Raw genomic sequence first — 11,572 nt, 5'->3', positions numbered from 1 at the left:
ATGACGGGAACAAGGCATGGATTGTTTCTTGCCTCGCGATGACTGGGGCGACGGAAGAGGGTGGTTAGCCGCCGCGCCGCATCATGTCAAAGAACTCGGAGTTGTTCTTGGTGGCTTTCATGCTCTTCAAGACCATCTCCATCGCCTCGATCTCGTCCATGTTGTACATGAACTGGCGCAAGATGCGCGTCTTTTGCAGCACCTCGGGTTGCAGCAGCAACTCTTCGCGGCGTGTGCCGCTGCGGTTCAGGTTGATGGCCGGGAACACGCGCTTTTCGTACAGGCGGCGCTCCAGGTGGATCTCGCAGTTGCCTGTGCCCTTGAATTCCTCAAAGATCACTTCGTCCATGCGGCTGCCGGTGTCGACCAAGGCGGTGGCGATGATGGTCAGGCTGCCGCCTTCTTCCACCTTGCGGGCCGCGCCAAAGAAGCGTTTGGGGCGCTGCAGCGCGTTGGCGTCCACACCGCCCGACAAGACCTTGCCCGAAGAGGGCACCACGTTGTTGTAAGCGCGGGCCAGGCGGGTGATCGAGTCCAGCAAAATCACCACGTCTTTTTTCAGCTCCACCAAGCGTTTGGCGCGCTCGATCACCATCTCGGCCACGTGCACATGGCGCGAAGCGGGTTCGTCAAAAGTCGACGAGATCACTTCGCCGCGCACGCTGCGCTGCATTTCGGTCACCTCTTCAGGGCGCTCGTCGACCAACAACACCATCAGGTGCACATCGGGGTAGTTGGCGGTGATGGCGTGGGCAATCTGCTGCATCATCACGGTCTTGCCCGATTTGGGCTGGGCCACGATCAAGGCGCGTTGGCCCCGGCCAATCGGCGCGATGATGTCGATCACCCGGCTGGTGATGTTTTCCTCGCCCTTGATGTCACGCTCCAGGCGCATCTGCTCTTTGGGGAACAGGGGCGTCAGGTTTTCAAACATCACCTTGTGTTTGTTGTTCTCGGGCAAATCGCCGTTGACTTGGTCGAGTTTGGTCAGGGCAAAGTAGCGCTCGCCGTCTTTGGGGATGCGCACTTCGCCTTCGATCATGTCGCCGGTGTGCAGGTTGAAGCGGCGCACTTGGCTGGGGCTGATGTAGATGTCGTCGGTGCTGGCCGTGTAACTGGAGTCGGGGCTGCGCAAAAAGCCAAACCCGTCGGGCAAGATTTCAAGCACGCCGTCTGCAAACACCTGTTCACCCGCTTTGGCGCGCTTTTTGATGATGGCAAACATCAGCTCCTGCTTGCGCATGCGGCCGGTGTTCTCGATTTCGAGCGTGTCGGCTTGCTTCAGTAGTTCGGACACATGAAGTGCCTTGAGTTCGTTCAAATGCATGGGAGTGGGCCTGTGTCGAAGCGAGCCGCTGCGGGCTGCTTTTCTGGTAACCGGGTGGAAATGTTGTGAACCAGGTGCTGCCCGGGCTTAGGGCTGAAGAGTCTGGTTGTCAGGGCGTGGTCCTAGGTTCAGGACACATGACGGAAATTATGACAGGTTTTAGCAGGGCACTTCAAACTGCAAAACCGGGGCGCTGTGCCCCGGTTCATGCGTGGTGCTCGGGGGGCTGGAGACCACCCGAAAACTGTTAGGCCAGTTGTTGGTCGATGAAAGCCGTCAGCTGTGATTTGCTCATGGCACCGACTTTGGTGGCTGCCAACTGTCCATCTTTGAAAATCATGAGTGTGGGAATGCCGCGGATGCCAAATTTGGCAGGGATGTCGCGGTTTTCGTCGACATTCATCTTGGCAATTTGCAGCTTGCCTTGGTAGGCCCCAGCGACTTCGTCCAAGATGGGGGCGATCATTTTGCAGGGACCGCACCATTCGGCCCAAAAGTCCACCACCACGGGTTGACTGGACCGAAGCACATCGGCTTCGAAGGTGGCGTCGGTGGTGTGTTTGATCAGATCGCTGGCCATGGCCTTTTCCTTGTGAACATTAAAGATGCAGCTAAAGTGACGGCTATTTTGACAGAAACCCAGCGCATGCGCCCGTTGCTGGGTCCAGAGAATTTCAAGCACCATGACCGTTTTTGACCCCATTCCCCCCCTTTTTGAGGGGCCTGTGTTGAACGCACAGGTGGCCATTGTGGGTGGTGGCCCGGCAGGTCTGATGGCGGCGGATGTGCTCTCACAAGCGGGCGTGGCGGTGCATTTGTTCGATGCCATGCCGTCGGTGGGCCGCAAGTTTTTATTGGCCGGCAAGGGTGGTTTGAACCTGACCCATGCCGAGCCATCGGCGCACTTCAATACACGTTTTGGCACCCGTCAGTCCGAGGTGGGCCAGTGGTTGTCCGATTTCGGTGCGCAGGCCGTGCGCCAGTGGGCGCAGGACTTGGGGGTGAGCACCTTTGTCGGCTCATCGGGGCGTGTTTTCCCGCATGAAATGAAGGCGGCACCTTTGCTGCGTGCTTGGTTGCACCGGCTCAGGCACCCGGCCGGCGGGGTGCCTGTGCAGTTTCACATGCGCCACCGGTGGTTGGGTTGGCAGGGCGATGCCTTGGCTTTCGATTCTGCTGGCCCGGCGTGCGTGCGGCGCGTCCGTGCACAAGCGGTTTTGCTGGCTTTGGGTGGGGCCAGTTGGCCGCGTTTGGGCTCAGATGGGGCGTGGGTTGCGGTGTTGGCGGCGCAAGGCGTACCGGTGGTGCCTTTGCAAGCGGCCAATTGTGGGTTTGATGTGTGGGGCCGCGATGGGCAGGGCTGGACGGCGCATTTTCGCCAGCGTTTTGCAGGTCATCCGCTCAAGTCGGTGGTGTTGCGCACCGGCGCATCCCCCGAGATGGACCCTGCAGCACCGCCTGAATTTGAGCGCAAAGGTGAATTCGTCATCACCGACACGGGGGTCGAGGGCAGTTTGGTGTACGCCGCTTCGGCCGGCTTGCGGCAAGACCTGCAGGCGGGCAGTGCCTGCATGTCGCTCGATTTGTTGCCCGATTTGTCGCCTCAGCGGGTGCTGCAAGCCGTGCGCTGGCCTCGGGGCAGCCGCAGTTTGTCCAGCCACTTGAAAAGCCGCTTGGGCCTTGACGGAGTCAAGATGGGTTTGGTCTACGAGTTGTGCGCGGCCGACTGCTTGGCCCAACCCGAGGCCTTGGCCAGCGCCTTGAAAAACCTGAAGGTGGTGTTGAAAAGCCCCAGACCCATGGCCGAAGCCATCAGCACTGCGGGTGGGGTGGCTTTGGAGGGTTTGACGCCAGAGTTGATGCTGTGCCATCGCCCCAATGTGTATTGCGCTGGAGAAATGCTCGATTGGGAGGCTCCCACGGGTGGCTATTTGCTGACCGCCTGTTTGGCCAGCGGGTGGCGCGCGGGGCACGGCATTTTGGCAAAAATGTGAACGCTGGAGCGCTGTGTCAGGCGGTCATGCGGCTTTGCCTGACCACTTGCAGGGCACAGCATTTGCCGTCAATTGGGGTTGTCCTCCTCAAAATGCGACAATCACGGGTTAATGACCGACTCTTTCTCCAATTTATCGCTGGCCCCGACGCTGGCACGAGCCGTGGCCGAAATGGGCTACGAATCCATGACCCCTATCCAGGCCCAAGCCATTCCGGTGGTGTTGACGGGCCAGGACGTGATGGGCGCTGCCCAGACCGGCACGGGCAAAACGGCGGCGTTCTCGCTGCCTTTGCTGCAGCGCCTGCTCAAGCACGAAAACCCCTCCACCTCCCCCGCCCGTCACCCGGTGCGTGCCTTGGTGCTGTTGCCCACGCGCGAATTGGCCGACCAAGTGGCGCAGCAGATCAAGCTGTACGCCAAGTACACACAGCTGCGCAGCACCGTGGTGTTTGGTGGCATCGACATGAAGCCGCAAACCCTGGAGCTGAAAAAAGGCGTTGAGGTGCTGGTGGCCACGCCCGGGCGCTTGCTGGACCACATCGAAGCCAAAAACGCGGTGCTGAACCAGGTGGAGTACGTGGTGCTGGACGAAGCCGACCGCATGCTGGACATTGGTTTTTTGCCCGACCTGCAGCGCATCTTGAGTTACCTGCCCAAGCAGCGCACCACGCTGCTGTTCTCGGCCACGTTCTCGCCCGAGATCAAGCGCTTGGCAGGCAGCTACCTGCAAAACCCCATCACCATCGAGGTGGCCCGGCCGAACGAAACCGCCTCCACCGTCGAGCAGCGTTTTTACGCCGCACATGACGACGACAAGCGCCGCGTCATCCGCAAAGTGCTGGAAGACCGGGGCATCAAGCAGGCTTTCATTTTTGTGAACAGCAAACTCGGATGCGCCCGTTTGGCGCGATCTTTGGAGCGCGAGGGCCTGGTAACGGCCGCTTTGCATGGCGACAAAAGCCAGGACGAACGGCTCAAGGCGCTGGAAGCCTTCAAGCAGGGCGAAGTCGATTTGCTGGTCTGCACCGACGTGGCTGCGCGCGGCTTGGACATCAAAGATGTGCCTGCGGTGTTCAACTTTGACGTGCCTTTCAACGCCGAAGACTATGTGCACCGCATTGGCCGCACCGGCCGGGCTGGGGCCTCGGGTTTGGCCGTGACCTTGGTCAGCCCTTCTGACAACCGTTTGGTGGGCGACATTGAAAAGCTGATCAAGAAAAAGATCGAAGTCGAAACCTTGCAGCTCGACAACGCGCCCGCCGGTCCTGTGCCAGAGAAATGGGGTGAGCGCAACGAAGACCGCCCACGTGCCCGGCCCTTTGAGAGCCGTCGGCGCGACGACTTTGACCCGCGCGACGCCCTCGAAGCGCCACGCGAGCGCAGCAGGGGCGGCTTTCGCCCTGCACCCGTGAACCGCGACCCTTTTTTCAGCAAGCCCTACGAGCCGTCTGCAATTGTGGCGACGCCCAGTTGGGAAGCCTCGGTGCCCAGCACTGCGCGATCGTCGATATCGGCCAACATCAAACCCAAGCGCAGGGTGGCCGCTTTGTTCAAACCCGAAGATTGAGCTGCGTGCCGCCCCGGTTTTTCACCGGGGCTTTGCACGCCCGTCATGGGTCACTGTCAAAATGCTCAGATGCCCAATAAGCCCGATTCCTTGCACTTGTTCCCCCTCAAACGCTGTGCCCAAGGGCTTCGGTCTGCCGGATTGGGCTTGATTTTTGGGCCCAGCTTGTTGTGGGCGCAAAGCTCGCCCGGCCCCTCTGGGCCCATGCTCGACGCGCCAGCGCCCGCTGCGCCCAGCGCCGTGGTGCCCACGGACAAGCCGACCGATTTGGGGCAGGTTGAAGTGCGCAGCAAGCGCAACAACGACACCGAAGCACGGCGCGAGTCATCGGCCTCCAAAATTGTCATCGGCCGTGAAGAAATCGAAAAGCAAGGCGATGCGAGCTTGGGCGAGGTGCTCAGGCGCTTGCCCGGCGTGACGGTGCAAGGTGCGCCTGGCCGTGGCGGCGGTATCCGCATGCGCGGCTTGGGTGGCGGTTTCACCCAAATCTTGCTCGACGGGGAGCGCGTGCCCCCCGGCTTTTCCATCGACACACTGACGCCTGAGCAGGTCGAAAAAATCGAAATCATGCGCGCCCCCACGGCCGAAACCGGGGCGCGGGCCATTGCAGGCACCATCAACATCGTGCTGCGCGAGGGCCGCAAGGCCAACCCCGACGACCTGAAAATCACGCACAGCCAAGAGCGTGGTGAGGGCTCGACCCAGCTCAGCTGGGTGCACACGCTCAAGACAGAGCCATTGGGGGGCACCGCGACGCTGTCTTTGATGGACCAGCACCGGCCGGATGAAGGCCGCACGCTGACCACCTCGAATGTGCGCGAGGACAGTGTTCGCCAAAATCAATCGCTGGGTCACCGCCAAGCGCTGCACGCCAGTGCCCGTTTGCAGTGGAAAGGTGAGCAAGGCCGCAGCCTCACGCTCTCGCCCTTTGTGGTGTATTCGGACAACCGCAGCGCTGGACAAATTCAGCTTCGTCAGACCGAAGGCGGTTTGCTCTCGGACAGCGCCCAAACGCTGAACAAAAGCCGTTTCGCCATGGCCCGGCTGAACGGCCAATGGGCGCAGCGCCTGTCGGCCGACGACAGGCTGGAGTTGAAATTTGGTCTGGGCCAGTCGCAATACGACTATCGCCTGGACCAGATGGGAGCCACCAATGTGTTGCTGTTCAACGGCTTTGAAACGCAAAACTTTGTTGACCGCTCGGGCAGCCTGAACGGCAAATGGACCCGCGCCATGGACAACGGGCACCAAATCGTCAGCGGCCTGGAGCTCGAAGGTGTGCGCCGCGAGGAAGAGGGCAATGCGGCCCTGGTCGAAGATTCTGGCGACCTCCAAGCACGCAGCTTGCGGTGGGCCGCTTACGCGCAAGACGAGTTCAAGATCAACGCCCATTGGTCGGCCTACACCGGCTTGCGCTACGAATCGATTCTGACCGAGGGCACCGATGCCTCGGGCTTGCAATCGAACACCAGCGCGGTCTGGACCCCTTTGTTGCACGCCCTGTGGAAGCCCGACCCGGCCAAGCGCGACCAGGTGCGCATGAGCCTGACGCGCAGCTACAAATCACCATCGCTGTTCAACCTTGTGGCACCACTCAGAACGTCACGAGACCACCCTGTCACAGGCACCAACGTGGTTACCCAACCCGACCGCTTGGGCAACGCAGGGCTCAAGCCCGAACTGGCCACGGGCATCGACCTGGCCTTTGAGCGCTACCTGCCCGGCGGCGGCGTGCTCAGCGCCAACGTGTTCCACCGCCACATCAGCGACCTGATTCGCTACACCACGGCCCAGCAAATCAGCCCTGACTGGGCGCCCGGGCAAAACCGCTGGGTGTCGACGCCCGTCAATCTGGGCGATGCCACCACACAAGGCATTGAGTTGGAGGCCAAGTTTCGCTGGGACCAATGGCAGGCTGGCGCTTTGCCCGTGGACATGCGCAGCAACCTGAGCCTGTTCCGATCCAATGTCAAGCAAGTGCCCGGCCCCAACAACCGGCTGGACCAACAGCCCAGCATGACGGCCAACCTGGGTGCCGACTACCGCTTGCGCAGCAGGCCCCTGACTGTGGGTGGCAACCTCAACTGGAACCCCGACTACGACACCCGTCGCAGCGAACAACAATGGGTCTATCAAGGCAGCAAGCGCGTGCTCGATGTGTATGGCCAATGGCGCTTTTCTGCGGCCACCGCCTTGCGCCTGACGGTGAGCAATTTCAGCCCCCGTGAGGACCTGAGCTCGTCAAGCTTCAGCGGCTTTGGCGTGAGCGAGACCTCGCGCAGCACCTCGCCCAATTGGCGCAATGTGCAGCTGCGTTTAGAGATGAAAATCTGAGCGCATCTATGCCAAGATATGGGGCTAAAAACAAGCTCTACTGGAGACCCCCATGCCCACCCAAGACGCCGCCTGGCACAACCGCATGTACAACAACCGGGCCTTGGTGCCCGACTTTGCGGACCACTTTGCCCATTGGCAAACCGCCTCGGCACAAGCGCGCGAGCGCCTGAAGTGCCATCTGGATTTGCCCTATGGCGACGGCCCGGCTGAGACCCTCGACATTTTTCCGGCGGCGCAGCCAAATGCCCCTGTGGTGATCTTCATCCATGGCGGCTACTGGCGCAGCCTGGATAAGTCAGACCACTCCTTTGTGGCCCCAGCCCTGCACGACTTGGGTGCCTGCGTGGTGGTGGTCAACTACGCCCTGTGCCCCGGTACACCCGAGCAAGCGGTCGGCATCCCCGACATTGCCCTGCAAATGGCCAAAGCCACGGCTTGGGTGGGGCGGCACATCGCTGAGCACGGCGGTGACCGCAGCAACATCACGGTCATTGGGCACTCGGCAGGCGGCCATTTGGCGGCCATGCTGCTCGCCTGTGACTGGCACAAAGTGGGCCGCGATTTACCTGCAGATTTGGTGCGCAAGGCTTTGTCCATCTCGGGCTTGTTTGACTTGGGGCCGCTGCGCAAGACGCCGTTTGTGCAAAGCGACTTGCGCCTGACACCCGCTCAGGTGCGCATGTGCAGCCCGGCCAAATGGCAGCGCCCGCGTCTGGGGGTGCTTTACAGCGTGGCCGGGGGCGATGAAAGCCCCGAGTTCTTGCGCCACAACCGCATGATTGAACAATCATGGGGCTCCAAAACGGTGCCCGTTTGCGAAGACTTGAGCGGGCTGAACCATTTCAGCATCGTCACCGACTTGACGCGGCCGGGCACGCGCTTGCATGCCTTGGCCAAACAGTTGCTAGCCGCTTAAACCCGCCAAAGCCCCTGCAGCCTGACCCTTGGGGCTGGGTCTTTCAGCCCCGCCGATGCGGGGCTTTTTCAAGTCGATCTGGATGCTGAGCGCCTTGTTGGTCGGGGTCCAGTCGCTTGCGGCGTGTTCGATCGGCTGGGGCAGCTGGGGCGGCCGCTCGGCCGGGGCCACAAAGCGCTCTTGAATGCCGGGGCGCGCGGCCAGCAAGCGGGTGAGTTTGTGCAGGGCTCTTTTTGAAAGGATCAACGCATGCCAATTTTGGCGTCGTTGAAAATGTTCTTGGCTTCGCGGGGCAAGCTGCGCCAGTACTGGTGTTGTGCATCGACGCTGCCGCCCAGGGCCACGGCCGCTTCCCAGCCCCAGCGCGGCTTGTAAAGGAAAGAACGGGCCAGCGCCACCAGGTCGGCGTCGCCACGCTGCAGCACGGCTTCGGCCTGGGCTGGCTCGGTGATCAGGCCCACGGCAATCGTGGTCAGGTCAGAGGCGGCTTTCACGGCTTTGGCCAAATGCACTTGGTACTCTGGGCCTAGGGTGATTTTTTGCAAGGGCGAGACACCGCCCGAGGAGATGTGCACAAACTGTGCCCCGGCTTGTTTGAGTTGCACGGACAGCTGCGCGGTTTCTTCAATTGTCCAGCCACCATCGACCCAGTCGGTGCCCGAGATGCGCATGCCCAGCGTGCCGCCAAAGGCTTCGCGCACGCCCTTGAACACTTCCATTGGCAAGCGGATGCGGTTTTCAAACGAGCCGCCATAGGCGTCGGTGCGTTGGTTGGAAATGGGCGACAAAAATTGGTGCAACAAATAGCCGTGCGCGGCGTGCAGCTCCACCGCTTCAATGCCCAGTTCTTGGCTGCGCCGCGCGGTGTTGACAAAGTCGGCCTTGATTTGCGCGATGTCGGCCAGGCTCAGTTCGGTGGGCGCGGCTTCTTGCGGCAGGTGGGGCAGGGCGCTGGGGGCTACGGTCTGCCAGCCGCCATTTTCAGCAGCCATCAACATGCCGCCGTGCCAGGGCGCAGCGCTTGAGGCCTTGCGGCCTGCATGGCCAAGTTGAATGCACACCGGCATGGCGGGCGCCAAGCGGCGGGCGCGCTGCAGCTTGTCACCCAGTGCCGCTTGGGTGGCGTCGTCCCACAGGCCAAGACAGCCCGGGCTGATGCGGCCCACGGCAGACACGGCGGTGGCCTCGATGGTGAACAGGCCTGCGCCGCTGTTGAGCAGGTTGGTCCAGTGCGTCAAGTGCCAGTCGGTGGCCTGGCCGTTGTCGGCCGAGTACTGGCACATGGGCGCGATCACGATGCGGTTGGGCAAAGTGAGGGGGCCGGAGGGGGCGTTGAAGGTGAAGGGGGTGAACAGCAGGCTCATGGTGCGGGGGCTTGGAGGGTGACAGGGCGCTGGCTCAGCCAGCTTGACTGGGGCATGGGGGGGTGATCCCAAGGTGCAGCGTGTGATCTTAGGCAGATCAAGAGGCGAGTCTTATGCTTTGCGAGACATCAATCATTGCCCGCAAGCGGGCATTGTGAAAATGCATTCCAAAGTGTCCACTCAGCAGGCAAGGGCGCGTCGATGACCAGCGGCTGATCGCGCACGGGGTGGGCCATTTGCAAGCGGGTGGCGTGCAACCACAAGCGCTGCAGCCCGATCAAATCTGCCACCGCCCGGTTGAGTGGCCCTTTGCCATGTGTGGCGTCGCCGATGATGGGGTGTGCGATGTGCTTCATGTGGCGGCGCAATTGGTGGCGGCGGCCTGTGAGGGGCTCCAAAGCCACTTCCGCACAGCGGGTGCTGGCAAAGCCTTGCTGGGGTAGGCACTGAGGTATGGGCAGCTCGAAGCGGCGCAGCGTGACAAAGCGGCTTTGGGCGGGCTGCACTGCCAGGCGCTCGGTGCGCATGTCGTCGGGCATGCGCTTCAAGGGGTGATCGATCTGGCCCGCATCGGCGGGCCAGCCGCGCACCACAGCGCGGTAGGTTTTTTGCAGGCCCTCGGCGCTTTCAAAAGCCTGGCCCAGCGTGCGCGCCACCTCGGCGTTCAGCGCAAAGACCAGCACGCCGCTGGTGCCTTTGTCCAGGCGGTGCACCGGCCAGAGGTGTTGCCCGATTTGGTCGCGCAGGGTTTGCAGCACAAAGCGGGTCTCACCCTTGTCTAAAGGCGTGCGATGCACCAGCCAGCCGGCGGGCTTGTTGACGATGGCCAAGTGCTCGTCGCGGTAAAGAAGTTCGAACATGGGCTCGATTGTGGCGGTGTCAGCGTGCGGGTCTGCGCCACCCATGACCTAAGGCGAAAAGGGTGCAAAGTTGGTCATGATGACAAAATGCACACATCGGCTAAGATCGGACCATGAAACCGATGCGCTGGAACGCCGAAAAAAACCAGTGGCTCCAATCGGAGCGGGGTGTCTCGTTTGAAAGCATGGTCGTGGCCATTGAAGGGCAGGGCTTCCTGGACATCCTGGCGCATCCCAATGCTGAGCAGTATCCAGGCCAACGCATTTTGGTGGTGGCCCACGCAGGCTATGCCTACCTCGTGCCATTTGTGGAAGATGTGGACCATTTTTTTCTCAAAACCGTGATCCCCAGCCGCAAGGCCACCCGTGATTATTTGAAGCAAGGAGCAGACGATGTCCAAGATTGACCGCGAAGAAGCCGAATTGCTCGACTTGTTCAACAAGGGGCAACTCCAATCGGTGGCCACCAAAAGCGAATTGGCACAGTTCAAAGCCGCTGCGCGAGCCACCGCCATCAAAGACCGGCGGGTCAACATCCGCTTGTCTTCGGGTGACCTGTCAGACATCCAGACCAAAGCGCTGGAAGAAGGCATTCCCTACCAAACCCTGATCGCCAGTGTGCTGCACAAATATGTCTCTGGCCGCTTGACCGAGCGCCCTGCGTCTGGTGCTGCCCCCAGTCTCCATAACCCCATGCTCTGAAGTTGTCGCCATGCTCTTTTTATTGTCACCCGCCAAATCTCTGGATTACGAAACCCCCGCCGCAGGCGTGCCGCACACGCTGCCCCAGTTCGTGCCGCAATCGCAGGCCTTGATCGAGGTGCTGCGACAAAAGTCGCTCCAGCAAATCGCCGAGCTGATGGACTTGTCGGACGCGCTGTCGGCCCTGAACGTGGCCCGTTACGAAGCCTGGAGCCCCAAGTTCACCGCCAAAAACGCCAAGCAAGCCGTGCTGGCTTTCAATGGCGATGTGTACGAAGGGCTGGACGCCAAGACCTTGTCAGCGCAAGACCTGGATTGGGCGCAAACCCATGTGGGCATTTTGAGTGGCTTGTATGGCGTCTTGCGCCCGCTGGACTGGATGCAACCCTACCGCCTGGAAATGGGCACCACGCTGCAAACCGACAAGGGCAGCAACCTGTACAAGTTTTGGGGGCCGCAAATTGCCGAGTACCTGAACGCCCAGCTGGCCAAAGACAAAACCC

General features: G+C 61.3%; 12 protein-coding genes. 7 read left to right on the top strand and 5 right to left on the bottom strand.

The features are described from left to right. Positions 1 to 64: 64 nt before the first annotated feature. Both rho and trxA read right to left on the bottom strand, forming a co-directional pair. Positions 65 to 1,327: a transcription termination factor Rho gene (gene rho, locus ACIQ39_RS15745; RefSeq protein WP_396435554.1), complete on the bottom strand. Its 1,263-nt coding sequence runs from the start codon at positions 1,325 to 1,327 to the stop codon at positions 65 to 67. Between the two features lie 247 nt (positions 1,328 to 1,574). After that, positions 1,575 to 1,907, bottom strand: coding sequence for a thioredoxin TrxA (gene trxA / locus ACIQ39_RS15740; protein WP_396435553.1), 333 nt, complete (start codon positions 1,905 to 1,907; stop codon positions 1,575 to 1,577). A gap of 103 nt (positions 1,908 to 2,010) precedes the next feature. Between trxA and ACIQ39_RS15735 the strand changes: the two genes are divergently transcribed. The 4 genes from ACIQ39_RS15735 (at position 2,011) to ACIQ39_RS15720 (ending at position 8,143) form a co-directional block, all read left to right on the top strand. Next, complete coding sequence (locus tag ACIQ39_RS15735) at positions 2,011 to 3,321, top strand: TIGR03862 family flavoprotein (protein ID WP_396435552.1); 1,311 nt, start codon at positions 2,011 to 2,013, stop codon at positions 3,319 to 3,321. 111 nt (positions 3,322 to 3,432) lie between these two features. Continuing rightward, positions 3,433 to 4,890: a DEAD/DEAH box helicase gene (locus ACIQ39_RS15730; RefSeq protein ID WP_396435551.1), complete on the top strand. Its 1,458-nt coding sequence runs from the start codon at positions 3,433 to 3,435 to the stop codon at positions 4,888 to 4,890. 90 nt (positions 4,891 to 4,980) lie between these two features. Continuing rightward, positions 4,981 to 7,224 carry a TonB-dependent receptor plug domain-containing protein gene (locus tag ACIQ39_RS15725; RefSeq protein ID WP_396435550.1) on the top strand — a complete coding sequence of 748 codons (2,244 nt, stop codon included), beginning with the start codon at positions 4,981 to 4,983 and terminating at the stop codon, positions 7,222 to 7,224. Positions 7,225 to 7,276: 52 nt separating this feature from the next. Further along, positions 7,277 to 8,143: an alpha/beta hydrolase gene (locus ACIQ39_RS15720; protein ID WP_396435549.1), complete on the top strand. Its 867-nt coding sequence runs from the start codon at positions 7,277 to 7,279 to the stop codon at positions 8,141 to 8,143. Here ACIQ39_RS15720 and ACIQ39_RS15715 read toward each other — a convergent pair. From ACIQ39_RS15715 to ACIQ39_RS15705, 3 genes are all read right to left on the bottom strand, one after another. Then, positions 8,132 to 8,389, bottom strand: a complete 258-nt coding sequence (locus ACIQ39_RS15715; protein ID WP_396435548.1) for a hypothetical protein — start codon at positions 8,387 to 8,389, stop codon at positions 8,132 to 8,134. The two genes, ACIQ39_RS15720 and ACIQ39_RS15715, sit on opposite strands and share 12 nt — an antisense overlap. Further along, entirely contained in the window at positions 8,386 to 9,507 is a 1,122-nt protein-coding gene (locus ACIQ39_RS15710; RefSeq protein ID WP_396435547.1) for an NADH:flavin oxidoreductase/NADH oxidase, read from the bottom strand. Before ACIQ39_RS15710 ends, ACIQ39_RS15715 begins: the two co-directional genes overlap by 4 nt. A 128-nt stretch (positions 9,508 to 9,635) precedes the next feature. After that, the gene (locus ACIQ39_RS15705; protein ID WP_396435546.1) at positions 9,636 to 10,367 is read right to left on the bottom strand and encodes a pseudouridine synthase; all 732 of its coding nucleotides are present in this window, start codon (positions 10,365 to 10,367) and stop codon (positions 9,636 to 9,638) included. 113 nt (positions 10,368 to 10,480) lie between these two features. Between ACIQ39_RS15705 and ACIQ39_RS15700 the strand changes: the two genes are divergently transcribed. From ACIQ39_RS15700 to ACIQ39_RS15690, 3 genes are all read left to right on the top strand, one after another. Beyond that, positions 10,481 to 10,774: a hypothetical protein gene (locus ACIQ39_RS15700; RefSeq protein WP_396435545.1), complete on the top strand. Its 294-nt coding sequence runs from the start codon at positions 10,481 to 10,483 to the stop codon at positions 10,772 to 10,774. After that, the gene (locus ACIQ39_RS15695) at positions 10,761 to 11,069 is read left to right on the top strand and encodes a hypothetical protein (RefSeq protein WP_396435544.1); all 309 of its coding nucleotides are present in this window, start codon (positions 10,761 to 10,763) and stop codon (positions 11,067 to 11,069) included. Before ACIQ39_RS15700 ends, ACIQ39_RS15695 begins: the two co-directional genes overlap by 14 nt. Before the next feature lie 10 nt (positions 11,070 to 11,079). Further along, the coding region (locus tag ACIQ39_RS15690) for a YaaA family protein (RefSeq protein WP_396435543.1) at positions 11,080 to 11,572 on the top strand (493 nt) is incomplete at its 3' end.

This window comes from Limnohabitans sp., assembly GCF_044361645.1.
Taxonomy (GTDB): Bacteria; Pseudomonadota; Gammaproteobacteria; order Burkholderiales; family Burkholderiaceae_C; genus Limnohabitans_A.
Note: the sequence above shows the minus strand (reverse complement) of the source record. Positions and strands in the feature narration are given on the sequence as shown.

Coding starts and splice junctions, on each gene's coding strand:
- ACIQ39_RS15730 (WP_396435551.1), top strand. CDS start 3,433: ATGACCGACTCTTTCTCCAATTTATCGCTGGCCCCGACGCTGGCACGA.
- ACIQ39_RS15705 (WP_396435546.1), bottom strand. CDS start 10,367: ATGTTCGAACTTCTTTACCGCGACGAGCACTTGGCCATCGTCAACAAG.
- ACIQ39_RS15710 (WP_396435547.1), bottom strand. CDS start 9,507: ATGAGCCTGCTGTTCACCCCCTTCACCTTCAACGCCCCCTCCGGCCCC.
- rho (WP_396435554.1), bottom strand. CDS start 1,327: ATGCATTTGAACGAACTCAAGGCACTTCATGTGTCCGAACTACTGAAG.
- ACIQ39_RS15720 (WP_396435549.1), top strand. CDS start 7,277: ATGCCCACCCAAGACGCCGCCTGGCACAACCGCATGTACAACAACCGG.
- trxA (WP_396435553.1), bottom strand. CDS start 1,907: ATGGCCAGCGATCTGATCAAACACACCACCGACGCCACCTTCGAAGCC.
- ACIQ39_RS15735 (WP_396435552.1), top strand. CDS start 2,011: ATGACCGTTTTTGACCCCATTCCCCCCCTTTTTGAGGGGCCTGTGTTG.
- ACIQ39_RS15695 (WP_396435544.1), top strand. CDS start 10,761: ATGTCCAAGATTGACCGCGAAGAAGCCGAATTGCTCGACTTGTTCAAC.
- ACIQ39_RS15700 (WP_396435545.1), top strand. CDS start 10,481: ATGAAACCGATGCGCTGGAACGCCGAAAAAAACCAGTGGCTCCAATCG.